General features: G+C 55.9%; 17 protein-coding genes and 1 pseudogene. 7 read left to right on the forward strand and 11 right to left on the reverse strand.

The features are described 5' to 3' along the window. Positions 1-59: 59 nt before the first annotated feature. Genes FNL37_RS00670 through FNL37_RS00680 form a run of 3 tightly spaced genes read right to left on the reverse strand, consistent with a single transcriptional unit; the run spans position 60 to position 5111 of the window. Positions 60-2012: an alpha-amylase family protein gene (locus FNL37_RS00670; RefSeq protein ID WP_015831204.1), complete on the reverse strand. Its 1953-nt coding sequence runs from the start codon at positions 2010-2012 to the stop codon at positions 60-62. Beyond that, a complete protein-coding gene (locus FNL37_RS00675; RefSeq protein WP_159354793.1) occupies positions 2005-4212 on the reverse strand; it encodes an HAD-IIB family hydrolase in 2208 nt (735 codons plus the stop codon). The genes FNL37_RS00670 and FNL37_RS00675 overlap by 8 nt, the downstream gene beginning before the upstream one ends. Beyond that, the gene (locus FNL37_RS00680; RefSeq protein ID WP_159356127.1) at positions 4209-5111 is read right to left on the reverse strand and encodes a carbohydrate kinase family protein; all 903 of its coding nucleotides are present in this window, start codon (positions 5109-5111) and stop codon (positions 4209-4211) included. Before FNL37_RS00680 ends, FNL37_RS00675 begins: the two co-directional genes overlap by 4 nt. Before the next feature lie 350 nt (positions 5112-5461). Here FNL37_RS00680 and FNL37_RS00685 point away from each other — a divergent pair, with 350 nt between their 5' ends. Both FNL37_RS00685 and FNL37_RS00690 read left to right on the forward strand, forming a co-directional pair. Then, the gene (locus FNL37_RS00685) at positions 5462-6388 is read left to right on the forward strand and encodes a hypothetical protein (RefSeq protein ID WP_159354794.1); all 927 of its coding nucleotides are present in this window, start codon (positions 5462-5464) and stop codon (positions 6386-6388) included. Positions 6389-6698: 310 nt separating this feature from the next. Continuing rightward, the gene (locus tag FNL37_RS00690) at positions 6699-8390 is read left to right on the forward strand and encodes a cation:proton antiporter domain-containing protein (RefSeq protein WP_159354795.1); all 1692 of its coding nucleotides are present in this window, start codon (positions 6699-6701) and stop codon (positions 8388-8390) included. A 96-nt stretch (positions 8391-8486) separates the two neighbouring features. Here the strand turns inward: FNL37_RS00690 and pqqA (FNL37_RS14040) are convergent, their stop codons facing one another. Next, on the reverse strand, positions 8487-8558 hold the full coding sequence (pqqA, locus tag FNL37_RS14040; protein WP_013440845.1) for a pyrroloquinoline quinone precursor peptide PqqA: 72 nt from the start codon (positions 8556-8558) through the stop codon (positions 8487-8489). A 237-nt stretch (positions 8559-8795) separates the two neighbouring features. Between pqqA (FNL37_RS14040) and FNL37_RS00700 the strand changes: the two genes are divergently transcribed. Continuing rightward, positions 8796-9080: a DUF5666 domain-containing protein gene (locus FNL37_RS00700; RefSeq protein ID WP_013443463.1), complete on the forward strand. Its 285-nt coding sequence runs from the start codon at positions 8796-8798 to the stop codon at positions 9078-9080. A gap of 81 nt (positions 9081-9161) precedes the next feature. On the opposite strand, the pseudogene FNL37_RS00705 reads toward FNL37_RS00700, so the two are convergent. The 6 genes and pseudogenes from FNL37_RS00705 to FNL37_RS00730 form a co-directional block, all read right to left on the reverse strand. Next, positions 9162-9452, reverse strand: a pseudogene (locus FNL37_RS00705) (HU family DNA-binding protein); the annotation flags it as partial. 397 nt (positions 9453-9849) lie between these two features. Further along, positions 9850-10593: a dienelactone hydrolase family protein gene (locus FNL37_RS00710; RefSeq protein WP_159354796.1), complete on the reverse strand. Its 744-nt coding sequence runs from the start codon at positions 10591-10593 to the stop codon at positions 9850-9852. Positions 10594-10780: 187 nt separating this feature from the next. After that, positions 10781-10852 carry a pyrroloquinoline quinone precursor peptide PqqA gene (gene pqqA / locus FNL37_RS14045; RefSeq protein ID WP_013443459.1) on the reverse strand — a complete coding sequence of 24 codons (72 nt, stop codon included), beginning with the start codon at positions 10850-10852 and terminating at the stop codon, positions 10781-10783. Between the two features lie 401 nt (positions 10853-11253). Further along, positions 11254-13632, reverse strand: coding sequence for a TonB-dependent siderophore receptor (locus tag FNL37_RS00720; RefSeq protein ID WP_159354797.1), 2379 nt, complete (start codon positions 13630-13632; stop codon positions 11254-11256). A 95-nt stretch (positions 13633-13727) separates the two neighbouring features. Beyond that, positions 13728-14711: a FecR family protein gene (locus tag FNL37_RS00725; protein WP_159354798.1), complete on the reverse strand. Its 984-nt coding sequence runs from the start codon at positions 14709-14711 to the stop codon at positions 13728-13730. Beyond that, positions 14708-15205 carry a sigma-70 family RNA polymerase sigma factor gene (locus FNL37_RS00730; protein WP_159354799.1) on the reverse strand — a complete coding sequence of 166 codons (498 nt, stop codon included), beginning with the start codon at positions 15203-15205 and terminating at the stop codon, positions 14708-14710. The genes FNL37_RS00725 and FNL37_RS00730 overlap by 4 nt, the downstream gene beginning before the upstream one ends. A gap of 167 nt (positions 15206-15372) precedes the next feature. Between FNL37_RS00730 and FNL37_RS00735 the strand changes: the two genes are divergently transcribed. The 4 genes from FNL37_RS00735 to FNL37_RS00750 all read left to right on the forward strand — a co-directional run bounded on the left by FNL37_RS00735 (position 15373) and on the right by FNL37_RS00750 (position 24765). Beyond that, positions 15373-18978 carry a DUF748 domain-containing protein gene (locus FNL37_RS00735; RefSeq protein ID WP_159354800.1) on the forward strand — a complete coding sequence of 1202 codons (3606 nt, stop codon included), beginning with the start codon at positions 15373-15375 and terminating at the stop codon, positions 18976-18978. Positions 18979-19172: 194 nt separating this feature from the next. Continuing rightward, entirely contained in the window at positions 19173-20192 is a 1020-nt protein-coding gene (locus tag FNL37_RS00740; RefSeq protein ID WP_159354801.1) for a S1 family peptidase, read from the forward strand. Positions 20193-20402: 210 nt separating this feature from the next. Continuing rightward, entirely contained in the window at positions 20403-23606 is a 3204-nt protein-coding gene (locus tag FNL37_RS00745; RefSeq protein WP_159354802.1) for an efflux RND transporter permease subunit, read from the forward strand. Beyond that, positions 23596-24765: an efflux RND transporter periplasmic adaptor subunit gene (locus FNL37_RS00750; RefSeq protein WP_159354803.1), complete on the forward strand. Its 1170-nt coding sequence runs from the start codon at positions 23596-23598 to the stop codon at positions 24763-24765. The genes FNL37_RS00745 and FNL37_RS00750 overlap by 11 nt, the downstream gene beginning before the upstream one ends. On the opposite strand, the gene FNL37_RS00755 is transcribed toward FNL37_RS00750, so the two are convergent. Continuing rightward, positions 24762-25496, reverse strand: coding sequence for a helix-turn-helix domain-containing protein (locus tag FNL37_RS00755; protein WP_148211196.1), 735 nt, complete (start codon positions 25494-25496; stop codon positions 24762-24764). The two genes, FNL37_RS00750 and FNL37_RS00755, sit on opposite strands and share 4 nt — an antisense overlap. Positions 25497-25881: the final 385 nt, after the last annotated feature.

Consider the following 25881-nt stretch of genomic DNA (forward strand, 5'->3'; position numbering starts at 1 on the left):
GTGTTGGCGGGCGATGATCAGCATGGTGTGCCATCATCAGGCCTGCCGGGCGGTGTGGTTCAGGTCTTGAACCAGCACGCGGTGAGTGGCGGGATGAGCAAACTGTCTTCAGCGCATGCATAGCTATCTGCCGAGATCGTCTCTTGCACGGTGCCGTGGGTGAAAAAACCGGCGCGCCGCAGTTGCTCCAGCGGCATGGCTTGGGCGTTATGGTCAAAGTTGTTGACCACCAGCACGCGGGCCTGGCTGTTCAGCGGGTCAAAGCGCGAATACACCAGAAGATGCGGGTTTTCCAGCTCAAACAGCTCGCGATTGTTCAGATCGGCCAGCGCGGGTAGTTCCTTGCGCAGCGCAATCAACTTTTTCAATCCATTGAAAATCCGATATTCCACCGTGCCCGGCTGCTGGCGCAGTTCAGCCTTTTCCCAGTTCATGCGGGGCCGGTGTACCCAGCGGCTGTCGTTGTATTTGAGTTCGTCTTCCAGATACGAGGTATCGTTGAGCGTGCCCAGTGGGTCCGCGTAATACAGCAGGGGAATGCCGCCGAAAGACAGGATGATGCTATGCAACAGCAATATGGTGCGTATGCTGGTATCAATCGCGGTCTCGTCCTGGCGGTTCAGCGCGGTTTCCAGCCCGGCCAGGGAGGCAAGCGAGCCGGAAATGCGGGCATCGCCGGTTTTATCGTTACGGCCAAAGGCGACGCCGCGGGCGATGGAGTCGTCCCGGTTGCCGGTGTAATAATCGATCAGGAATTGCCGATGGGCCCAGGGTTCATAGCCTGCCTGGCGGATATCGTTATCATCAAAGCCCAGGCCGATGTCGTCATGGCAGCGCAGATAGTTAAGCCAGGTAGCGCGTTCCAGCTTGTTGGGAATATTGCGTATGCCCTTGTTGAGCAGCGAGGCCTTTTTGGTGGCAACGCCTTCCCACAGTAGCGCCATGAGGGTGGCGTTATAGGCAATCTCGCATTCCTTGGCATTGATGGCATCTTCGCCAAAGTACTTGATGACTTCGGGTGGCGCCACAATCGCTTCCGCAATAAACAAAACGCCGGGGGCGGTTACCTGGCAGCAATCCTTCATCAATTGCAGTATCAGGTGGGCCTCGCGCTCATTCTGGCAACTGCTGCCGATTTTTTTCCATAGGAAGGCCACGGCATCCAGCCGCAAAATATCCACGCCGTGATTGGCCCAGTACAGAATGATGTCGATCATCTCGATCAGCACCGCCGGGTTGCGGTAGTTCAGATCCCACTGGAACTGGTTGAATACCGTCATCACCCATTTATTGGCTTCTGCATTCCAGGTGAAATTGCCCGGCGCCGTTTCCGGGAAGACCTCCAGCATGGATTCTTCATATAAATCCGGCAACTCGCGGTTGTCGAACATGTAGTAGTAATCCTGGTATTTGGGGTCGCCCTGCCGTGCCTTGATCGCCCACTCGTGCTCGTCCGAGGTGTGGTTGACCACCACATCCAGCGCCAGCAGCATGTCACGCTTTTTCAGGTTGCTGATCAGGGCATCGAGATCGGCCAGCGTGCCATAGCGCGGATCCAGCTGGCGGAAATCGCGCACGGCATACCCGCCATCGCTCTTGCCTTGAGGGCAATCCATGATGGGCATGATGTGCAGCAGGTTGATACCGAGGTCCTGCAGGAAATGCAGATGACGCTGTACGCCCTGCAGATCACCGGCGAATTCCTGACAATACATGGCGAAGCCCACCCATTTCTGGCTCAGGAACCAGGTATGGTCTTTTTCCCGCGCCAGATCCTGCTCGCGCAGATGCGGCGCACGATTCAGGTATTGCCGCGTAAGGGTTTCCACCAGCTTGCCCAATTGCTGTTTGTAATCCGGCCGTTCGCCATACAGGGTATGAAAAAGCGAATAAATGGCGTAAAAATTGGCGCCCAGCCGGATATAGAAATGCTGAAGATTGTGTTTCTTGATCTCGGGCTTCAGGCCGATCAGGATGTCATTCAGCAGGGAATGCGAGACCTGCTCATACATGCGGCACCTCGCTCTCTTCCGCATCCGGGATTTGCGGGGCTGTGCTGATGGGGATGCCCAGCAGACCATAATGACTCAGCCCTTCCAGTATGCCGGCGGCAAAATGCCTTGAGGCAAAATACACGCTGTGCATGCCTTTCAACGTCTGCAATTCGGGGCTGTAATTGCCGACGACGATGGCCTGGGTATTGCCGACCAGCATCTCCTGATCATTGCCGGAGTCGCCAGCCACCAGGAAGTTTTCCAGCGGCAAGCCCCACTTGTAGGCCAGATAGCGGATGGCATGCCCTTTGGAGGCGCGAATAGGCAAAATGTCGAGAAACTCCTGATGCGAATAGATTAACTGAGCCCGTAACTTGCGCTCGCCCAGCAGGCGGTACAGCTCCTTGATGGTCGGCATGCGTTCGGGGTCTACGATATAACTCAGCTTGAATTCGCGCTGGTTTTCCGGCGCTTGCAAGGTGAGCCCGGGGATGCCGGTGAGGGCTTGTTGCAGATCATCGCGGCGCCACATATGCCGAATATGGTTGGCCCAGCCCATATCCGGAATCAGTTTGGCGCCATAATGAATCTCGCTGCCAACCGAGGTAATCAGGATTTCCGGCTGCGGCACCTGCCATTTTTTCAGGATGGCAATCGCGCTTTCCACTGGCCGTCCGGTCGCAATGCCAAACGCCAGCTTGCCCTTGTTGCGGCTCAACCACTGCATCAGCTGTTGCAGAGAAGCGCGTTCGCCCAGCAGGGTGTTATCGATATCGCTGATGAGGGTGCGCTCGACCAAGGGCATTTGCGATTTGCCAGAATCCAGCAGCAGCGCGTGATGACGGCGCACACCTTTACGGTTGCGGCGCAGTACCTGCCGTATCTCCTTCATGTACTTGGCAACATGCGCATCCCAGCTGTAATGGCGTTTGACGCCGAGCAGGCCGTTGGCCGACCAGGCGCGCCATTGCTTGCGGTCTGCCAGTGCGGTGGTCAGCGCCTGGCCTATCGCCTCGCATTCCAGGGTATTGGCCAAGAGGCCATTGCGGCAATTGCGCACGATATCGCGCGGGCCACCGTCATCCGGTGCCACAAAGGGCAGGCCACTGGCGGCGGCTTCAATCAGGGTCAGGCCAAATGGCTCGGTCAGGGCAGAGTTCACAAATACACCGCGTCTTCTGGCGGCCAGCCGGTAAAGCTCGGGAATCGCATCCTGCGATATCTGCTTGGGAATGGCGACCTTGCCCCACAGGTCATACTTGTCGATATCCAGCAGCAGGTTCTGCATCACCTGTTGCTGCGACTCTTCCATGGCGCGTATATCTTCGCGCGTGCCGGCGACGATGACCAGATTGGCCCTTTCCTGCAGTTCCTGTGATTGCCCGTAGGCATTCACCAGGCCTTTTAGGTTCTTGCGCAGGTCGGGGCGGCAGATGGCAAGGATGATGGGCTTGTCCGGGTCGCTGAGAAAACGGTCTATCTGTTGCTGCGGGTCAGATTGAATCTTGCGCCTGCCCGGGGGTGAGAAGCGTTTGGTGTCGGTGCCCGGCGGAATCACCACAAAGCGTTGCTGGTCAACGTTGTGATAAATGCCGTACTGCGAGTCGATCTCCTGACGCGTGCTGGTCACTACAAACGCGGCGTGCTTGAGAATGTCTTCTTCCACCGCAATGCGGCGCTCCAGATTGAACTGGCGTTCAATGGCATGCTGCTTGCGGCCACTTGCCAGCAGGCGCTCACGCTTGGTGCGGCCCAGTGAATGACCGGTATGCACCTGGGGAATCCCCAGCAGCAGTGACAATTGCTGGCCGACATAGCCGGCATCGGCATAGTGGGTATGGATCAGATCAGGCAGGCGGCCCTGTTGCCGCAGATAATGCAGGCAACGATCCACCAGCTCATCCAGATAAGGCCACATCAGCTCCTTACGCAGATAGCGCTTGGGGCCAAAGGGCAGGCGGATAATGCGGGCGCCTGCCGATAGTACTTCTTCCGGCTGGGCATATTCGGGCGAGACCGCAGGGTCAAGGATGGCACGGGTCAGCAGATCGACCTTGCCGATCTCGGGGTGCGCAGCAAGCGTGCGCGACAGCTCCACCACATAGGTGATCTGGCCACCGGTATCCGCATCGCGGCCCAGCTCCAGGTCGTAACCCCGGATCAAGCCATGCAGGCTGATCATCAATACATACAGCGGGCTATCGCTGGCGGTGATCATGATAGCCACTCCTGCACAAAGGGCTGGTAAAACCCGAGGTCATGCGGCGCAGCGCCACGGATGGCACAGAGCGCGCTGGCAAACTGGTTGGCGCGGGTGAGGGTGAGGCTGGCTTCCCATCCCTGCAGATGGCCCAGTATATAGACGGCGGCAAAGGCATCGCCCGCGCCTACCGTATCCTGCAAAGGCTGCGCCATGGCTTGTGGCCCGGTTTCCTGCAACTCACCGCTGGCATTCAATTGCCACGCGCCCTGCTCGCCGCGTGTGATCACCACCAGTTTGAGATTGAAGCGCTTGAGCATCGCCATTGCCAGCTCAGGCAACGACTTTCCGGGCAGGCGCAGCAGCACTGCCAGCGCGCCCAGTTCGTCTTCATTCATCTTGACAATATCGGCACGCAACAGCGAACGTCGCACCGTATGTTTGTCATACCAGGGCGCACGCAGGTTGAGATCAAGAAAGCGCGGGCTGCGGGCGTCGTTGAGAAAATTATCCAGGGCAAGGCGCGACTCCATATTGCGCTGGGCCAGCGTGCCAAAGTAGACCAGGTCAGGCTTGATGGACATGGTCAGCATGTGCGTCACACCCGCGTGGATATAGTCGTATGCCTGATACGGCAGGATTTCAAAGCGATGACCACCGGCATCCATATGCACAGTGACCTGGCCGGTGGGATATTGGGGATCGCACTGGATACCGGAGGTATCCATGCCGCGGGCGTTCATCTCGGCCAGCAATTCTTCGCGCAGGGCATCGTTTCCCGTGCGGGAAATCATCACGGGGTTAAGACCAAAGCCCTGCAGATGCCGCGCCACATTGAAAGGAGCGCCGCCGAGAATATGGCCATCAGGAAAAACATCGGCTAATACTTCGCCAAACAAGGCAACGCATGAGCCCATGTCTTTATGGTGAGGTTGTAATTGCAATGGAGTTCCCTTTTGCTGTTGTTTTTAAAAGATAATCTACATTCAGCCACTCCTGACATGGTGGGATGGTCAGGGTGTTGTAAGTTTCCCCTGTTACCTTTTAGTAGGCTTTTGGGCGGCAAAGTTTCGATTTTTTTTAAAAGCAGGCAACACGAGCCCAAGCTCGCAAACGAATATGGCGCCATCTGCCACCAAGTGATGATTACTTTTTTTAACATTACGCGATTACGCTTGATGTTAAGCTTATGGTCGTTCATGCAACCATCTCGGGTGGCATGGCTCCAATATGGCGATTTAGACCAGCATCAAGCTCACAAGAACCCGTGTTGATTAACAAACAGCCCTCTTCGCAACTGCCCACCTCTGCCGCGGCCGCTTTTTCCTGGGATAAACGTCCCAAGGGTGATCGCATGCTGCAGATTCGTATCAGCCGCAATACGCTGATCGCGATTGTGATTTCGCTGCTGATACACGCGATTCTGCTGTTTACTGTCATTATTCATCCCCTGGATTCGGGCCCGGAAGCGGAGCCTGCCGAATCCAGCCAGATTGTGATGCAGCTGGGCCCCAAGGCGGCGCCCAAAGCTGCGGAGACGCCGCAACCCAGTACGCAGGCCGAGCCTGAGCCCGCCCCGGCGCCTAAAGCGCCCCCGAAGGCTGTTAGCAAACCGGTAAGCAAGCCAAGCAAACCGACTTCGCCTCCCGTCATGGCGGCTCAGCCGCCTGCACGCGATCAAGCTCCCACTCCGCTGGATAGGCGCGTTCCACCCCAGCCTGCGCCGGAGCCGGATATGTCGCCTCCACCGACCGACATGATGAGCTACGTCAAACAGCAGCAGGACAGGCGACGTGCGCAGGGCGATCCTTCCATCCTGAATGAAGACGCCGCGGCCAAGGATCGTGGCCCCACAGCGGACGAGATTCGCGAGGCCAATATTCAGCGCAACCTGAAGGAAGCCGGCGGCGGTGTGTTCCAGATTACCCAGATGAGCTCACGCGGAGCCAAATTTGTATTCCGCGGCTGGCGCTACTTCAGCAACCCCCGCACCGAATATATCGAGGTGGAAGCTCCACCTGATGGCGATATCCGCCGGGCGGTGGTCAAACGGATGATCGAGATTATCCGGCGTGATTACAAAGGGGATTTTACCTGGGAGTCCAAGCGTCTCGGGCGGGTGGTGACTTTGTCTGCACGTCCCCAAGACAATGATGGCCTGGAAGATTTCCTGATCAAAGATTTCCAGTGGTAGCCCGCGGCAGAGCCCTGATCTGGGGCGCCCTGCTATTCATCGTTCATAATCCTTGAATCAGATGCGAACCATTTTTAATGATGAGACTCCCTTATGTTGGGGAATCACTTTTTAGTGAAGCATCATCAATAAAAAAACGGGAAGACAGCAGAGTTAGGCTCTGCAAGTGCTTAGCCTGGCGGGCTGGTCAATACAGGCTTTTTTGCATGCAATGGGATCCTTCACCGATAAAATGCGGCCCCGCTTACCGCACTGTAGCTGATTTTCAATGCAGTGATGTTCAATAACAATCTTCACAAAAAACTGCGCTATGGACCATAACATCACTCTCATCTCCACCGTTGCGGCGGGCTTCGGCCTGGCGCTGGTGTTCGGCTTTATTGCTGAAAAAATCAAGTTGCCCGCTCTGGTGGGCTATCTATTGGCCGGTATTCTGATTGGCCCGGCCACCCCAGGCTTTGTTGCCGATACCGGCATCGCTTCCCAATTGTCTGAAATCGGCGTCATGCTGCTCATGTTTGGCGTGGGCCTGCATTTCTCGATTGCGGATCTCATGGCGGTCAAACGCATTGCCTTGCCTGGTGCGGTCGTGCAAATGACGCTGGCAACCGTACTGGGCGCCAGTGTGGCCTATTGGTGGGGCTGGACTCTGGGCGAGGGGCTGATTTTTGGCCTGGCGCTGTCATGTGCGAGTACGGTGGTGCTGCTAAAGGCGCTGGAGGCGCGGGGCATCGTCGACAGCATGAACGGCAAAATCGCCGTGGGCTGGCTGGTAGTGGAAGACCTTGCCACGGTCCTGGTGCTGGTATTGATGCCACCGCTGGCCGGCATACTGGGCGGTACCGCTCAGGTGGAAAGCGCCGCCCCGCTGTGGCAAACCATAGGCTTTACCCTCTTGCAGGTTTCATTTTTCATTGCATTCATGCTGGTGGCCGGCAAGCGTTTGTTGCCCTGGTTGCTGTGGCATGTGGCAAAGACCGGCTCACGTGAGTTATTCACCCTGGCGGTGATTGCGGCTGCCATCAGCATTGCGTTTGGCGCAGCCAAGCTGTTCAGCGTGTCCTTTGCCCTGGGCGCTTTCTTTGCGGGCATGGTGATGCGCGAATCCGAATTCAGTCATCGTGCCGCAGAAGAATCCCTGCCCTTGCGCGACTCGTTTGCCGTGCTGTTTTTTGTGTCGGTCGGCATGCTGTTTGACCCCGTGATTCTGGTCAAGGAGCCATTCAGTGTGCTGGCGGTGGTCGCGATTATTATTGTTGGCAAATCCATTGCCGCCATGGCGATCGTGCTGGCATTCCGCTATCCGCTGAATACGGCGCTGACGGTGGCTGCCAGCCTGGCGCAAATTGGCGAGTTTTCCTTCATTCTCGCCGGGCTTGGCATGAGCCTGGGTATCCTGCCCGCCGAGGGCATGAGCCTGGTATTGGCGGGGGCGCTGATTTCGATTGCGCTCAATCCTCTGGTATTTTCTATGGCGAAACCCATCGAAAAATGGCTGCTGAGCTTTTCAAAACTGGCGCGGCATCTCGATCGCCGTACCGACCCGTTTGCCGAACTGCCCATGAGCACCGAACGCAAGCTGCTTGAAGGCCAGGTGGTGCTGGTGGGCTATGGCCGTGTCGGGCGGCGTATTGCCCAGGCATTGACCGAGCAAGGCATACCGTTTGTGATTGCTGAGCAGAACCGTGAGATTGTGGAAGGTCTGCGCAAAAAAGGCATCGCTGCAGTGTCGGGTAATGCCGCCGATCCTGCCGTTCTGGTGCAGGCGCATATTCAGAATGCGTCCATGCTGGTAATTGCCACGCCGGAAACCATCGATTTCCGCAAAATGTCCGAGGCGGCTTCCACCTTGCAACCCAGCATTGAAATTGTGGTGCGCACCCATAATGAAGAGGAATCTACCCTGCTGAGAAAGGATGGCGTAGGCACAGTGTTCTATGGCGAGGAGGAGCTGGCGAAGGGCATGACCAAGCACATACTGGATCGTTTCGTGCAGTCCTAGCCTTACGTAGCTTTCGCCCATAAAAAAACGGAGGGAAACCTCCGTTTTTTTATTCTCATCAGGCGCTACAAGCGGGCGCTTGGATGTGAGTGACGTTTAGCGATTGCAAACGTACATCGTTACTTCAAAGCCAAAACGCATTTCGGTAGCTTCTGGTTTGGTCCACATGATAGTTCTCCTCATTGGTTTGGTTAAGTCATCCGGGTAATGAATCAGCGATAACTTGCTGTATTCGTATGACTGCAGTATGCGCCTTCGGTTTTATTAAACCCCTGCTGCCATTCATGATTCACGCCTCATGATTTTCATTAGACATCGCTAGGTGCAATTGGCGCTGGGTGGAACTTAATCGCTCAGCGCGTACACCTACAAATACATTCATACCGATAAATAAGGAGAGAGACCATGATGAAATCGTGTCTTGTGATCGCAGGTCTGTTGGCTTTGCCCATGGCAGCCATGGCCGATACCGAGTTCTATGGCACCATCCAGAGCAAGCCGGATAACAACCTGGGTGTCTGGGTGATCGGTGACCAGCAGATAGAGGTGAATGAAAAAACCAAACTGGAGGACGACCATGGTCCGCTGGCCATTGGCGCTTGTGTTGAGGTGGAACACAAGAACGGACTGGCTAAAGAAATCGAAAGCGAGAAGACAGAGAAGTGTACAAAACCGGCCGGCAAGCTCTGATCAATTCCCATGCATCACGACCATAAAAAAACGCCAGCATATGCTGGCGTTTTTACCTGACTGAAAGAACCGTGGTTCAGTTTAGTTCAGGGCATCCTTCAAAGCCTTGCCGGCGCGGAAGGCTGGAGCCTTGCGTGCAGCAATCTTGATTTCTTTACCGGTTTGCGGATTGCGGCCAGTACGGGCAGCGCGTTCCGAAACTGCGAAGGTACCGAAACCGATCAGGGTTACGGAGTCACCCTTCTTCAAAGCGCCAGTCACACTGCTGGTGAATGCATCAATCACCTTGCCAGCGGCAGCCTTGCTAATACCAGCGCTTGTTGCAATTTCTTCAATCAATTCTTGTTTGTTCATAGTGTTTTCAATCAAGGTTGTTGGATGGAGCGCCTATCTTAACCTAGTCTGGCAAGCTTTGCGGCACTTCATATACAAATTTTTTTAAAATTTCCTGTGATTGGTCACATTGAATATTTTTGCGAAGCGTAAGCCACTTCCGGTGAATACTTATGCAAACCAGCAATCGCTCGTCTTTTTGCATAAGTATTTATTAAATTAATGATTTTTAAATGCTTTTTTTCGAACTTCTCAGTTTGTGGCGCGCCGATGTCTTATCGACATGAGGGGGAGTACAAAAAATCAGGAGTGGTCAAAAAATGTCACATGCGCTTGTGACCATGCATAAAAGGCCGGAAAACCACTCAGGATTTCCCGGCCTTTCATTTATGGACTGTCAATTTCTACCGCTTGCTATGCCAGCCTAGTGGCGGCATCAGGCTTTTTTCAGCGTGTTGCCAAACAGCTGCAGTGCCAGCTGGTAGCCTGTATTGGCGAGTTGTGGGTCATAGCGCTCGCCCTCATCACGCATGAAGGCATGCTGGCCATTGAACTCATGCCAGGTGAATGACAGGTTGGCTTCGGTCAGTTTTTGATAGACCTCGGCGCGACCAGCGGTCGGAATATGGTTGTCCTGCTTGCCCCAGATCATCAGCAGCTCACCCTTGATATCGGCCAGGCGCTCCATGCTGTGCTGACCTGGTTTGTTCGGGATAACCGCTGTATGCAGATCGGTGGCGTAGAAGCAGGCGGTTGCCTTGATCTCAGGCTGAAGGGCTGCACGGAATGCCAGATGGCCGCCAATGCAGAAGCCCATGGCGCCAATGTCACCACTGCACCACGCTTGTTGTTTCAGGTAGCTGATCATCGCTACGTTATCGGTATCGTAGCCTTGGACATCCTTGGCTGACTTGTCTGCATTGCCTTTGTCGCGACCTGCATCGTCATAGGCCAGCACGGTGCCAATCGGATTAAGCTCATGGAACACTTCGGGCACCAACACGGCATAACCATGGCCAGCCATGATTTTGGCCGCGCGTTCAATCGGGCCGGTCTGCTGGAAAATTTCTGAATAGAACAGAATAGCCGGGAAGCGACCCTCGCCTTTAGGACGGTGTACATAGGTACGCATCACACCGGTGGGTGTAGGCAGGTCAACGATGTGGCTTTGAATCAGCATGAGAATCCTCCAGCTAAAGTAATAAAACGGTTTTTTATGTAATGTTCTTTATTTTAGCTTGCTGAGACAGGTTTTCGGAAAATTAAAATGCAAGAGAATGGCGTTTTTTCAGATAAAAAAACAGGAGCCTAGGCTCCTGTTCCACGCCAGCAACAATGTGCCAGTTATGTCCCTGCTCTTTGGCAGATTAGCGATTGCAAACGTACATGGTCACTTCAAAGCCAAAACGCATTTCTGTTACTTCTGGTTTGATCCACATATTGATAGCCCTTGTAACCGTTGAAATTCAAACTTAGGAGAGTTAAACGCTTGGGCGTTTGACGAAACCATTATGTGCTGGACCAGGGTATCTGCGGCAGAGACAAACTCATGAAACAGGGCTCATGATTTTCATGAGATAAAAAATGGAATTTTCGGGTGCTAGACAGGAAATGTACCCGGGAAGTGTTTTGCCAGAGAGTAAAGAGGATCAGAAAGCTGGCTGGCGTTTAAGGGTCACCAGCCAGTTTCTGACTTACCTTGACGGGAGATGATGTCTTGGTGAATTCATCATGCTCCAGTTGAGAATGATTGTCAATTGCATAGTTGAGATTGTGAAAAATTCTTGCTTAACACGCTTTGCAGTCGACTTTTTATTACCCTAATTGCAAGCATCAGGCGCTAGAAATTGCCCCGCAAGGTCAACATTACATTTCGTGGGTCGCCAAAATAGCTCTGCCGTGACCAGCCTTCCATGCGTGAATAGTAGGATTTGTCGAACAGGTTATTCCCCGTCAGGCTTAACTCCCAGTGCGGGTCTATGCGATAACTGACCTGGGCCGAGGCCAGTGTATATCCTCCCTGTTCCCATTTTGTGGTGCCATCAGATGCATAAACACCGCTGTTGATATTCAAACCACCACCAATTGCCCATGCTTCTGAAAGCCGATATTTATTCCAGAGCTTGAAGTTATGTTTGGGTGTGGCGGTGGCGAATACCAAGCCTTGGTTGGCTTCATCCGCTTTCAGGTATTTGGTTTCGGTATAGGCATAGCCTGCCATGACATCCCAGTTTGAAAGCAGGCGACCGCTGATCTCGGACTCAAAACCTTGACTGCGGACTTCTCCCGCCGAAATGGAATAATTCGGATTGTTGGGATCTGTCATCGCGCGGTTTTCATCGTTGATGCGAAACAGGGCCGCGTGCAGGTTAATCTTTCCATCCTGCAATTCGCCTTTGATGCCGACTTCATACTGTTTGCCCGTGCGTGGTTTCAGGATTTTTTTATCAGCACTCAAGGCGGTTTGTGGCTGAAAGATATCGCTGTAGCTGCCATACAAGGAGTATTGCTTGTTGATATCAAAGACAAGCCCGGCGTAAGGGGTGAACTCATGCGTGATGCTGGCATCGCCATCGGCCGAACTTTTACTTTCGTTTTTCCAGTTACTCAGACGTCCGCCCAGTATCAATTTGGTGTTGTCGAGCACTTGCAAGCGGGTTTGACCATAAATACCCGTTTGGCTGGTTTGGTAAACATCGGCAGGTTCGTAGATAAAATCGGGTTTTGCCACACTGCGCGCTGGAGTGAAGATATTTTGTGTCGCTCCATACACCTGGGCATAGGCGGTATTGGCATTAAACACGCGCGAGTTCAGGCCGACGAGAAGGTTATGTTCTTTACCCAGCGCCGTGAATGGCTGGGTGAGGTAGGCATCCAGACCGTAATCGCTGGTTTTGCCTTTGCTGGCCAGCAAAACACGGTCAAAGTTACCTGCGGCGTCTATATAGGAGTCGCCAAAGGCGCTGGTTTCAAGACCGTAACGGCGCTCCAGAGCACTGGCGCGTACCTTGAGTTCTCCGCCGCTGACGAGTTTATGCTCCGCTTCCAGGAAATAGCTGTTGCTGTTCTCGTGCTTGTTATCCCAACCGGAGCCGATATACGTTGAACGGCTGATATCGGCCACACGCCCATCCGCATAAGTGGGAAGACCAAAGGTCGGACGGGAATCCATGCTGGTAATGGTGGCACCCATGGATAGCGTGGTTCTCGGCGTCAGGTCGAATTCCAGCGTGCCGTAGATAAGCGGTTTGCGTGCATAGTCATGATCAATGAAGGATTTCTTGTCCTGATACATGGCAACCACGCGTCCACGCACTTTGCCCTCGCTATCGAGCGCACCCGTCACGTCAAATTCGCCGCGATAATTATCCCAGGAGCCGCCCTGCACGCTGGTTTTGATCGCGTAGTCTGCCATCGCGCGTTTTCGTACCAGATTCACCGTGCCACCGGGCTCGCCGGTTCCTTGCAGCATCCCTGCCGGGCCTCTCAACACTTCAATGCGATCGTAAGTTGTCAGGTCGAGTGAACTGGTTCCCCATGCGCCCTGGCTATCCTGCACCGGAATGCCATCAATTTGAATCACGTCCAGCCCATAACCCCGTACGGAAATGCCGGCGGTATTACTGCCGTAATTCACCACCGTCATCGCGGTGGTTTGTTGCATGGCATCTGCCACGGTGGTCATGTTCTGATCGTCCATGCGCTGGCGCGTCACGATGCTTAGCGATTGCGGAATGTCACGCAGGCGCTGTTCGCCTTTGCCGATGGACACCATGTTGGACGTGTAGGAGTGGCTGTTTTCGGTGGTGGCGGTTTGTTCCGCCGCCGCTAGCACCGACACCTCTGGCAGGGTTTCGACGGCAGCACCTGCGTCTGTCGCCACCGGTTTCAGGCTAAAACCAGCCTCTGTTGTCACGGCTTGCAATCCACTGCCGGAGAGCGCCTTGTCCAGTGCCTGTTCGGCAGTCATCGCGCCATGAATGGCGGGGGCTGACTTGCCTTTTAGCAAGGCCGGGTCGGCGGCGATGGACTTTCCACTTTGCCGGGCAATACGGATAAGCGTTTCATCCAGTTTGTCCGCTGGCAGATCGTACTGGTGTGTGGCGTGCAGGCCCGTCGTTTGATTGGCACTGTGAGGCTCGGCCCAGGCAGGCATGCCTGCAAGGGTTAGCGAGATGGCCAGCGGGATTAGCCTGGGTTTGAAATAGGATAGTGTCATGTATAGCTCCCTGAAGCGATTGGTGATTTGGATTTACAAACACCATGTCCAGCGAGCCGGGCAAAACCCCTCAAAAAGACATCAGAATGTTGCAATCAACGGTTATCAATGAGCGTCAGCCATGGCCCATAGTGCGTGATGCGTATGGGCAGGGCTTGCGCCAGCGTACGCAGGCTGCGCTCTGGGTCATCCAACTGAAATACTCCGAATACCCGCAGTTTCGATGCCGCAGGCGATACTCGCAGATAATCCTTGCGATAGGCGCGCAGCGCATCCACGACCTCGCCCAGTGACTGGTTGCGTACATCAAGCACGCCATCCTCCCATGCCGCATAAGAGCGCATGTCCTCGCGTGCTGGTGCAATTCCGTTACTGTCGAACCAGGCGGACTCGCCTTCTGACAGGACTTGCTGGTGCGGTCCGGCGGCAAGCAGCACGCTGTGCTGCAACACCACGGCGAGGCTGCGATCTGGCTGGCGGCGTACCATAAAGCGAGTGCCCAGAGCCGTGACAGAGCCGTGAGTTGTGGCGACGGTGAAGGGGCGAGCCGGATCTGCCGCGACCTGTACGATGCAGGCGCCAGCATGCAGTGTGAGCCATCGTTTGCCTGCGCTGAAGTGAATGTCGATGGCCGACTCGGCATCCAGCGTCAATTGGCTGCCATCCGCCAGAATGACGGTTTTTCGTTCTGCCGTGCTAGTCGCGATATCGGCAGTCAGCGCCATGCCTGTTGGCGAGCGCTTGAGCAGATAAGCGGTTCCCAGGCCGACAAGCACCAGGGCCATGCCATTAAGCAGGCGTCGGCGCTGAGGCGATGGTGGCGCGCTTAATACCTCACGAATAACAGCAAGCTGCGCAGGTGACTGATGCTGGGCTGACTGCAATTGACTGGCGGGTTGCAAGGCGCGCGTCATCTCCTGCCAGGCCTGTTGGTGGCGATCGCTCGCCGCTATCCAGCGCTCAAACGCCGCTTTCACGTCTGCCGGGGCATGACCATTGTCCAGCCTCACCATCCAGTCGATGGCCGTCAGTACCACGGGATCTACCGCCTCACTGGCCAAGGCGTTTCTGTTGTTCATCGAGCCGCCAGATAGCAGTGCAGCAGGGCCTGCTTCATATAACGCTCAATGGTGGTGACCGATTTGGCCATGGTGTCAGCTATCTGGACGTGCGTAAGGCCATCCAGCCGACTCAGCAAAAAAGCCTGCCGGACCTTGGGCGGCAGGCCATTCAATAGCTGATCCAGTGCAGCGATAGCTTCGCGAATCAGCAGCATGTCTTCAGGAGATGGCTGGTTGGCCTGAGGCTGCTGGGCAAGCGCGTCAAGATAAGCTTGCTCGAGGTCGCGCCGTCGCCAGAAGGTATAAAGTTCGCGCTTGGCCAATACGGTAAGAAAAGCCCGTGGCTCCTGCAACTGCATGAGTTGTCGCGACTGCAGTACACGCATGAAGGTGTTCTGGGCGAGGTCTGCCGCTTGCTGGGTGCAGCCCAGCTTGTTTCGCAACCAATGGGAAAGCCAGCCATGGTGGTCGCGATAAAGTGCGTGCAGGGTGGCGTGATGGTGGGCAGACATGCGATGGGCATTTAATGAGAATGGTTCTCATTTTATGGTTGCCAGCATCAGGCGTCAACGCTTTCGGCGATAGGCAAGAATCCTCAAGCCGCGAGCTTCCTTCTGCAAAAGCAAGGTCGCCCCAGACCGGTGCATGTTTTATACTGCCGAAAAAGAAGGAGACTGCCATGTTAAGCAGAATCAGGACGCTACTGCTCACTACCCCATTCAAGATTTTTGCTGGCGTCGTTATCGCCTACCTGCTGTTTGCTTATCTGGCTGTAGATCCTCTGGCACGCCGCATCTTGCCCTGGTTTGCCGAGAACAAGCTGGCCAGTCAGGCCAGTGTTGAGCACGTAAAGTTTGATCCTTTGCGATTGATCCTCACGATCGATCAACTCAAGCTGAACCAGAAAAATGGCGCGCCACTGGCAAGCTTTGACCGCCTCTATGTCAATCTTGAAACCAGCGGGCTGTTTCGCTTTGCATGGCGTATCAAGGATATACGCCTGACCGCTCCCCATGTGGCCGTTGAGGTTGGCGCCGATGGACGGCTGAATTGGGCGGATCTCATTGCCAAGCTGAATGAAGACAAGGATGACACGCCATCCACCAGCATGCCGCGCTTGCTGATTGATCATATTCTGATCGAAGGCGGGGATGTGGCCTATGTGGAACGCAACCGTCCGCAGCCATTTGAACTGGCCCTGCAACCATTGGGGTTGGAGCTGGATGGTTTGTCTACCCTGCCTGAAGATAGGGGCGACTATCTGATCGTGGCGAAATTGCCTGCCGACGGTGGCAGCCTGAAATGGAAGGGCGATATCGGGCTTAATCCATTGGTGTCGCGGGGTGTGTTGGAGTTGCAAGGCATCAAGCTCGCCCCCTTGATGCAGATCGTCAAACATCAGGCACTGCCCGTGCGCCTCACGCAGGGCGAATTGCAAAGCCGGCTGACCTACAGCTTTGCCATGGTAAAAGGCGCCGATCAGCAGGATCCAACGCCAGAAGCCATCGTGCAGGACCTCAGCCTCTCGCTTGAAAATGTAGCAGCTGAAGTGCAAGGTCAGTATGGACCTGCGCAGTTGCATCTGAAACAGGTATCTGTGGCCATGCCGCGCCTGGATTTTTCCATGCGCAAAGGCACGGAGCTGACATTCAAGAACATGCGTCTGGGCCTGCAAAAACTGGTGCTGCAGCAGGCAAAAACACCCCTGTTTCAACTTGATGCCATTGATGTACAAGGTATCGATTACGACCTTGCGCGCCAGCATTTGCAAGTGGCGGATGCTGTTTTGCATGCAGGGCATATCAAGGCCGCCCGTAGCATTAATGGCAGCCTGGACTGGCAATCGCTGATACCACCCGCTTCCGGTGAACCCGTGCCAACATCCAGCCCGGCTCCCGAGGCCGCTGCCGCCAAGCAGCCATTTACATTCGATATCGCCCATTTGCATCTGGCGGATTGGCGGGCCGAGTACCGCGATGCCAGTTTTGTGCACCCCATGGATGTGGCGCTCAATGCGTTTAATCTGGAGCTGGGGCTGGGGAATAAAGATGGCAAGCTGCAGGTACGGGATATTCAAAGCCGGGTAGGGCCGGTGCAACTCAAATCGGCGCTCTATGCTCAGCCAGCAGCTACATTGTCCAGCCTGCAGGTGCACGATGGTGCCGTCGATGTGGATGCGAAATCGGTCACGCTTGGTGCGGTAGTGCTCAGTGGTTTGCAGGCCCAGGTCTTGCGCTCCACCAGTCAGCCGCTGAACTGGCAGGCCATGCTGGAAACTCGAAACGAGGCTGCCAGTGCACCCGCTGTCACGTCAGCGCCGGTCAAACATAAAACCAGCCCTGCGAGTTCCACAGAAAAAACAAACGCTGCCTGGAAATTGAGCCTGCCCAGGCTGGCATTGCAGGATGCCAGCGTGCACGTGGAAGACAATACGCCCGGCAAGCCGGTGGTGCTGGATATTGAGCGTGCAGGGATAGAGCTGCAGGATGTGTCGCTGGATCTTGGCCGCAGCATCCCCGTCAAGGCTGGCCTCAAGATCAAGCAGGGCGGGCAGTTCAATGCGGATGGCAAGCTCACGCTGTCGCCGTTCAAGGCCGACCTCAAATTGGGTCTGGATGCCTTGTCGCTGAAGCCGCTGGCCCCCTATATAAATCAGTTCGCCCTCTTGCGGCTGAATGACGGTGCTGTCAGGCTGAATGGCCAGCTAGGTCTCAAGACCGACCAGGCATTCAGTGCGCAATTCAAAGGCGGCTTTGCCGTGGACCGGCTGGCGATTGCCGAAGAAAATGGCGGCGCGACCTTTCTGGCTTGGAAAACCCTGGGCAGCGATAGCCTCAAGCTCAGCCTGGGGCCAGACCGCTTGCATATGGACGAACTGCGGATTGTGGAGCCGCAGGGCAAGTTCATTATTCATGAAGACAAAACGCTGAATGTGCAGCGCATGATGCGCACTCAGCCTGTGAATCCGCCTGCGACGGCAAAAGCGAATACGCCCCCAGCCACCATAAGTAAAGCGCCAGCCAAGGCCACAAGCAAAACGGCGTCAGCCGGTGCAAAGGATTCATCCACCTTCCCGGTCAGCATTTCGCGGGTACGCATAGATCGCGCACGTCTGGAGTTTGCGGATTACTCGCTCAAGCCACAGTTTGGTACCTATATCAACAGCCTGTCAGGCGTGATCAATGGCCTGTCGACAGACGCCAATACCACCGCGCAGGTGGAGCTGGACGGCAAGGTGGATGAGTATGGCTCGGCCCGCATTCGTGGCTCCTTGCAGCCATTCAAGGCGACCGACTTTACCGATCTCAAGCTGACATTCCGCAATCTGGAAATGAACCGCCTGACGCCGTATTCCGGCAAATTTGCCGGGCGCCGCATTGAGTCGGGCAAGCTGTCGGTAGATCTGGAATACAAGATCAAACAGCGGCAGATGACCGGCGAAAACAAGTTTGTCATCAACAAGCTCCGACTCGGGGAGCATGTGGATAGCCCGGATGCAGTCAATCTGCCACTGGATCTGGCGATTGCCCTGCTGGAAGACAGCGATGGCATCATCGATCTCAATTTGCCGGTATCTGGCAGCCTGGATGATCCGCAGTTCAGCTACGGCAAGGTCGTCTGGAAAGCGTTTGTGAATGTGCTCGGCAAAATTGCCACGGCTCCCTTCCGTGCGCTCGGCAATTTGCTGGGCATCAAATCTGACAAGCTGGAGGCGGTGGTGTTTGATCCTGCCAGTGCGGTGCTGGCGCCCCCCGAGCAGGAAAAATTGCAGGCAGTGGCAAATGCCATGGCAAAACGCCCGGCATTGACGCTGACCGTGACCCCCGCCTATGACGCGGCAGCCGATCGCAAGGCATTGCAGGAGCAGGCGATTCGCCGGGACGTGGCGCAGCGCATGGGGATGAAACTGGCGCCGAATGAGCAGCCAGGTCCGGTTGATCTGCATAATCCCAAAGTGCGGTCGGCGGTATTCCAGCTGGCACAAGAGCGCGGTCCGGATGCCAAAAAGCGCGGCGTGCTGGGCAAGCTCAAGGATTATCTGGAAATCGCCAAACCGGAAGACCCCGCGGCGTATGACAGCATGCTGCAGCAACTTAAAGATGGCGTGAATATTCCGGACAGTGCCTTGCAAGACCTGGCGAATGCACGTGCCGCCAGTGTGCAACAATATTTGCAGCAATCAGCCGGCCTGGCGCCGTCCCGGCTTGCACAAAGTGCTATCGATGCAGTGAGCGGGGATAGCGGGCAGGTGCCGCTTAAATTGAACCTGGGCGTCAGCAGGTAGTCCATTACTATGTAGTCGCTAGCTGCGGTCTCCCCGGTTCTGCGGTCAGCGGCTTCAAGGCCGCCTCATCTCATGCGTTGATTGCAGGATGGGGCGGCCTCATAACATAAATATAATCCCTTAGACTGCAACCACGCTCTCCCAGTTGAGCGGCGTGCATGCCCTGAAATGCGCAGTATGGCTGGAGAGCGACCATGCGAATTTACCAATCCCTGTGCGTGCTATTAACGCTCGTCAGCCTGCCATCCTGGGCGGACGCCGAGCCTCCCGCCGAGCTGATTTTTGCGCTCAAAGGATCCATCGTCAAAATACATACTGTGACCAAAAGTGGCGGTCATGGCATAGGTTCAGGCGTGGTTGTTGCCGAGAATCTGGTGGCGACCAACTGCCACGTGCTGGCAGATGCGAATGGCATCAACGTGGCGGCGCGAGGTGAAACCTATGCGCCCGTGTCAGTACGCGAGGACTGGCGTCACGACATCTGCGTGTTGCGCGTGGAGTATTTGCCATTAAAACCGGTAGTGCTCGGCGATGACGAGCAGTTGCAATACGAGCAGGATGTCTTTGCCATCGGCTTCCCCGGCGGACCACCCAAACCGCAAACCACCTTCGGTACCATCAAGGCCCTCTATCCGCTGGATGATGCAGCCATTATCCGCACGTCTTCTTCCTTTGTGCTAGGCGCCAGCGGCAGCGCGCTGTTTGACAGCGAAGGCAAGCTGATCGGGCTCAATACCTTCAAAAGCCCTGGGCGTCATAGCTATTATTACAGCATGCCGGTGAAGTGGATCAAGGCACTGCTGCAGGCGCCCGAGACGGAGCATGTCAGCCAGAACGGCAGGCCCTTATGGGATGCGCCTGAAAATCAGCGTCCTTACCTCATGCGGGTGGTGATCCCCATGCAAAATGAGGAATGGGATGATTTGTTGAGAATAGCCAGTGAATGGGCGCTGCAGGAGCCGCAGACGGTAGAAGCCATCTACTACAAGGCGCTGGCGGAAGAGCATCTGGGCGATTTGAAGGCGGCCGATGCCTTGTACCGGCAGGTGCTGCAGGCCAATCCCCGGCATAGCGCCAGCTTGCTGGCGGATGCACGGATAGCGCGCCAGCAGGGTGAGTCCAATCGCATGCTGACTCTGCTTAGCCAATTGCAGGCCTTGTCGCCTGACATGGCACAGGAGCTGATTCCTCAAGAGGCCGGCCTCGCGCAATAAAACGCTCCCCATCCAAAATCCAGCGCGTAACGATAATAATTAGCGTAAAAGTTGAATAATATGGCAGGATTGCCCAAGCACGAGACGGGCTGAATGCGCATAATGTTCAGCTGCGGTAATGCTCATCCTGTCATGGAATCCTGGCATTATTCTCGTGGTATTTCCTATTGATCACTTGTGTAGACGCCTCAGGGCGTTTTGAAAGTTCGTATGTTCAGCATTGTTCAGATTGCGCTTAAGCGCCCGTATACGTTTGTCGTGATGGCTATCCTGCTGCTGATACTGGGCATTCTGTCTGCGCTGCGCATGCCGACGGATATCTTCCCGGAGATTCGCATTCCGGTGATTGCGGTGGCCTGGCAATACACCGGCATGCCGCCAGATCAAATGGCAGGGCGTATCGCCACGGTGTATCAGCGCGTGCTTACCACGACGGTGAATGACATTGAGCACATCGAAGCCAATTCCTATAACGGCTTTGGCATCGTCAAGATTTTCTTCCAGCCCGGTGTGAACATCGCCACGGCCAACGCGCAGGTCACGGCCGTATCGCAAGTGATATTGCGCCAGATGCCCACGGGGGTGACGCCGCCGCTGATCCTCAACTACAGCGCCTCCACGGTGCCTATCCTGCAGATTGCGCTTTCCGGCAAGGGCTTGTCCGAGCAGCAGCTGGGCGATCTTGGCCTGAATACCATACGTACGCGGCTGGTAACCGTGCCGGGGGCTGCGGTGCCGTATCCATTCGGCGGCAAGACGCGGCAGGTGCAAATTGACTTGAATCCGACCGCCTTGCAGGCGCGTGGCCTGGCAGCGCAGGATGTCGCCAATGCGCTGGCTGCCCAGAACCTGATCTTGCCAGTCGGTACGCAGAAAATCGGTGTGCAGGAATACACCTTGCAGCTGAATAATGCAGCGGGTGCCATGGATGACATTGGCAACTTCCCGATCAAGGTGGTCAATGGCGCGACCGTGTACATTCGCGATGTCGCCACCGTGCGCGATGGCAACCCGCCCCAAAGCAATATCGTGCACGTGGATGGCGCCAAATCCGTGCTGATGTCAGTACTGAAAAACGGCGCGACCTCGACGCTGGATATTGTGTCCGGGGTCAAGGCACGCTTGCAGGAAATCAAGCCAACCTTGCCAGATAATCTGGAAGCGGTGCCTATCAATGACCAGTCCATCTTCGTACGCGCGGCGGTCAAGGGCGTAGCCTTTGAGGGCGCGATTGCGGCGGTGCTGACCAGCCTGATGATCCTGCTTTTCCTGGGCAGCTGGCGCTCTACCGTGATTATTGCGGTGTCTATTCCGCTGTCCATTCTTGGCGCCATTTTTGCGCTGAATGCCTTTGGCGAAACGCTGAATATCATGACGCTGGGCGGCCTGGCGCTGGCGGTAGGTATTCTGGTGGACGATGCGACGGTGACTATCGAAAATATCAACTGGCACCTGGAACAAGGCAAGCAGGTGGAGCCGGCCATTCTCGATGGTGCGGCACAGATCGTGACGCCCGCGTTCGTGTCGCTGCTCTGTATCTGTATCGTGTTTGTGCCGATGTTCCTGCTCGAAGGCGTGTCGCGCTTCCTGTTTGTGCCTATGGCCGAGGCGGTGATTTTTGCCATGGTCAGCTCGTTCATCCTGTCGCGCACGCTGGTGCCTACCATGGCCAAGTACTTGCTCAAGCCACATGCGCCGCATACGGATTTGCACGGTACGCATGCCACCCTGCCACCATCACGCAATCCGCTGGTCAGGTTTCAGCGTGGGTTTGAGGCGCGCTTCGAGCGCGTGCGCGAGGGGTATCACGGCTGGTTGCATGTCGCCATGCGCAACCGCAAGAAGTTCGTCATTGGCTTTATGGCTTTTGTCATGCTGTCATTTGCGCTGGTGCCTTTCCTCGGCCGCAATTTCTTCCCAGCGGTGGATGGTGGGCAGATCCTGATGCACGTGCGCGTGCCGGTAGGCACACGCCTGGAAGAAACCGCTGCGCAGTTTGCCGATATTCAGGCGGCGATCCGCGAGGTGATTCCGGCACATGAGATTGTGACCATGGTGGATAACATCGGCCAGCCGATCAGCTCGATCAACCTGACCTACAACAATACCGGCATCATTGGCGCGCAGGATGGCGATATCCAGATTGCGCTGGCAGAAGGCCACCAGCCAACGGCGGACTACGTGAAAGCCCTGCGTGAACGCTTGCCGCGGCAGTTCCCGGGCACCACCTTTTCCTTCCCGCCTGCCGATATCGTCAGCCAGATCCTGAATTTTGGTTCGCCAGCGCCGGTGGATATCCAGATTCGCGGGGCCAACCGCGAGGCCAATTTTGACTATGCCAACAAGCTGCTGGAGCGCATACGCCAGGTGCCCGGCATTGCCGATGCGCGTATTCAGCAGTCGCGCAGCAGTCCGGTATTCAAGATCGATGTCGACCGCACGCGGGCACAGGAGCTTGGATTGACCGCGCGCGATGTCACCAATAACGTCATCGTCAATCTGGCCGGCAGCAGTCAGGTGGCACCTACCTACTGGCTTAATCCTGCCAATGGCGTGTCGTACCCGATTGTGATGCAGACGCCGCAGTACCAGATGGATTCGCTTTCCAAGCTGGAAAATCTGCCCATGAGCGGCAGTGCGAGTGAAGTCACGCCGATATTGGGCGGTGTAGCCACCTTTACCCGCGATCGGGCCAATGCCATCGTCAGCCAGTACGATATCCAGCCCATGATCCAGGTGCATGCCAGCACACAGGATAGAGACCTGGGTGCCGTGGCCGCCGATATCCGCAAGATATTGGATGAGACCGCGCAGGATGTACCGAAAGGCAGCACCGTGGCGCTGATGGGCCAGGTGCAGACCATGGAGCGCTCATTCAACGGGCTGTTGTTCGGTCTGCTCGGCGCCATCGTGCTGATTTATCTGCTGATCGTGGTCAACTTCCAGTCGTGGAGCGATCCATTCGTGATCGTCAGCGCTTTGCCAGCGGCAATTGCCGGCATTATCTGGATGCTGTTTGCGACCTTTACACCGTTGTCCGTTCCGGCGCTGACCGGGGCGATCATGTGCATGGGGGTTGCCACGGCCAATAGTGTGCTGGTGATCAGCTTTGCCCGCGAGCGTCTGGAGGTGCTGGGCGATGCCACGGCTGCCGCGCTTGAGGCCGGTTTTGTACGATTCCGTCCGGTGCTGATGACCGCATTGGCGATGATGATCGGCATGGCGCCCATGGCGTTGGGCCTGGGTGAAGGCGGTGAGCAGAATGCGCCGCTGGGCCGTGCCGTGATTGGTGGCTTGCTGTTTGCCACCACCACTACCCTGATTTTTGTACCTGTCGTATTTAGCATGGTGCACGCACGCTTTAAACCTGCTGCGTCCCAGCCACATGTAAATGGAGAGCCGCATGTCATCTGAAACTAATAAGACGCCACCCTCATTACGCATAGGCGCCGTTATTGTCGGCGTTGTCTTGCTGGGCGTATTGATCGTTGGTATTACCGCCCGTGCGCAGAACGCACGCACGCTCAAGAGCTGGACCGAGCAGCAGGCGGCGATTTCAGTCAGCGTGATCAACGCGACCGAAATTACGGGTGGCAAACCCCTGGAATTGCCTGGACGATTTGAGGCCTATGCTGCTGCGCCGTTGTATGCGCGTGTCAGTGGCTATCTCAAATCCTGGAAGGCTGATATCGGCACGCCGGTGAAAACCGGGCAATTGATTGCCGAAATTGAAACGCCTGATCTGGATCAGCAACTGTTACAGGCGCGGGCGGAAGTGGCAACAGCGAAGGCCAATGCCGATCTGGCTGCGATCACCGCCAAGCGTTTGCAATCCTTGCTGGATACCAACTCGGTATCGCATCAGGAAGTGGATGAGAAGGTGGGCGATTATGCTGCCAAGCAGGCGCTGTTGCAATCAGCGCAGGCCAATCTCGATCGCCTGGTGGCGACCAAGGCATTTGCGCGGATTGTGGCCCCGTTTGATGGCGTGGTGACCTCGCGGAATACCGATACCGGTGCACTGATTAATGTCGGAAGCGGTACCGGGCCTGCGTTGTTCGTGGTGTCTGACAATCGGCGCCTGCGCTTGTATGTGAGTGTGCCGCAGGCTTATCTGAGCAGCATCAAGCCGGGTGATACCGCGGATGTGACGGTGCCGGAGCAACCCGGCCAGGTATTTCAGGCAAAAGTGGTGTCTGCTTCTCAATCGGTAGATGCTGGTTCAGGTACCAGCCTGATGCAGCTCAGCCTGAACAATGCCGATGGCAAGCTGCTGCCAGGAAGTTACGCACGCGTCAGCTTTAATCTGCAAGGTCAGGCATCGCGGCTCAGCATCCCTGCCAGTGCCCTGATTTTTGATGCGAAAGGCATGCAGGTTGCCGTGGTGGATGCTGATGGCACCGTCAAGCGCAAAGCGATTACCGTCGCCCGGGATTTGGGCAGTGCATTGGAGCTCAGCGATGGCATATCGGCGACTGACCAGATCATCGACAACCCGCCAGATGGCATTGCCGACGGTACCAAGGTGCTGATCAAGCAGGATGCTGCCGCATCCGAAAAGAAAGCGGGCTAGGCCTGTTCCCAGCGATTGAGATAGGCCGTGGGTGGCGCCCCCATCACACGGCTGAACATGCTGGTAAAGCTGCCGGTGCTGGCGTAACCAAGCCGCAAGGCAATCTGCGTGACACTCTGCCCTTCCAGCAGCAACTCAACAGCACTAATCAGGCATAGCTGCTGGCGCCAGGCGGTGAAGGTCATGCCGGTGTCTTGCATGAACAGGCGCGACAGCGTGCGCGAGCTGGCCCCGGCCAGATGACACCATTGCTCCAGCGGCCGCGTATCGCCGGGGTTTTCCTGCAAGGCCTGCGTGACGCGACGTACGCGATGGTCACGGGCCTCCGGCAGAAACAGTGGCGCCTCTTTTTCCTCAGCAATCTGATCTATCAGCACCTGCATCAGCCGTGCCTGCGGGCTGTCATCCGTATATTCCCATCCTGAAGCCGCGGCCCGTATCACCAGCTCGCGCAATAAAGGCGAAAGCTTGAGCACACGGCAGCGTGCGGGCAGGCCATGCAGCAGATCGTGGCGGATATAAGCCGTATGCAGCCGGGCTGGTTGGGGGTAGACAACACTGTGGTGTATCCCCGCTGGTATCCAGAATGCCCGCCCCGGTGGGGTTACCCAGGTGCCTTCTCGCGTTGTAATCCGCATGCTGCCCGACACCACAAACATCAGTTGCCCACGCTCGTGCGTGTGCGTTTGCACACTTTGGCCTTTGGCGTGATCCACGCTCAGCGCCACCACCGGGCGGTCAGAGCTGTCCGGGTCAGCGCTGAGAGCCAGTGTTTTCCAGATATGGTCAGGGAGCGAGCTGATGATGGGGATCCAGGGTGATGAACGGCTTTAATTATAAACAGAGCCATTTGAAGATGTGAACTTCATTGTTAACCTGGCTCGTTACGCGAACGACAGGCAAAAAAATGCCCGGGAACCCGGGCGGAGGCGTGGAACAAACAACTTGAAGAGAGAGATAAGCAATCAGGTGATCTGTAGTCAGTTTGGATGACATGGCCAGATCAGCCGGTTTCTGCTGGATGCTTAACCAACTGAAACCATGTATGCATATTAGCGGGGGGTTATTGCTTAACGATGACAGCGGTGTAACGCTTTGTAAGAGTTTTTTCGAGCG

This window comes from Methylovorus glucosotrophus (assembly GCF_009858335.1).
Classification (GTDB): Bacteria; Pseudomonadota; Gammaproteobacteria; order Burkholderiales; family Methylophilaceae; genus Methylovorus; species Methylovorus glucosotrophus.

Bases quoted from the DNA above. Each gene is read 5' to 3' on its own strand.
- FNL37_RS00720 (WP_159354797.1), bottom strand. From the start codon at position 13,632: ATGACACTATCCTATTTCAAACCCAGGCTAATCCCGCTGGCCATCTCG.
- FNL37_RS00675 (WP_159354793.1), bottom strand. From the start codon at position 4,212: ATGATCACCGCCAGCGATAGCCCGCTGTATGTATTGATGATCAGCCTG.
- FNL37_RS00710 (WP_159354796.1), bottom strand. From the start codon at position 10,593: ATGCTGATTCAAAGCCACATCGTTGACCTGCCTACACCCACCGGTGTG.
- FNL37_RS00690 (WP_159354795.1), top strand. From the start codon at position 6,699: ATGGACCATAACATCACTCTCATCTCCACCGTTGCGGCGGGCTTCGGC.
- FNL37_RS00670 (WP_015831204.1), bottom strand. From the start codon at position 2,012: ATGTATGAGCAGGTCTCGCATTCCCTGCTGAATGACATCCTGATCGGC.
- FNL37_RS00750 (WP_159354803.1), top strand. From the start codon at position 23,596: ATGTCATCTGAAACTAATAAGACGCCACCCTCATTACGCATAGGCGCC.
- FNL37_RS00745 (WP_159354802.1), top strand. From the start codon at position 20,403: ATGTTCAGCATTGTTCAGATTGCGCTTAAGCGCCCGTATACGTTTGTC.
- FNL37_RS00740 (WP_159354801.1), top strand. From the start codon at position 19,173: ATGCGAATTTACCAATCCCTGTGCGTGCTATTAACGCTCGTCAGCCTG.
- FNL37_RS00680 (WP_159356127.1), bottom strand. From the start codon at position 5,111: ATGGGCTCATGCGTTGCCTTGTTTGGCGAAGTATTAGCCGATGTTTTT.
- FNL37_RS00730 (WP_159354799.1), bottom strand. From the start codon at position 15,205: ATGTCTGCCCACCATCACGCCACCCTGCACGCACTTTATCGCGACCAC.
- FNL37_RS00735 (WP_159354800.1), top strand. From the start codon at position 15,373: ATGTTAAGCAGAATCAGGACGCTACTGCTCACTACCCCATTCAAGATT.
- FNL37_RS00700 (WP_013443463.1), top strand. From the start codon at position 8,796: ATGATGAAATCGTGTCTTGTGATCGCAGGTCTGTTGGCTTTGCCCATG.
- FNL37_RS00725 (WP_159354798.1), bottom strand. From the start codon at position 14,711: ATGAACAACAGAAACGCCTTGGCCAGTGAGGCGGTAGATCCCGTGGTA.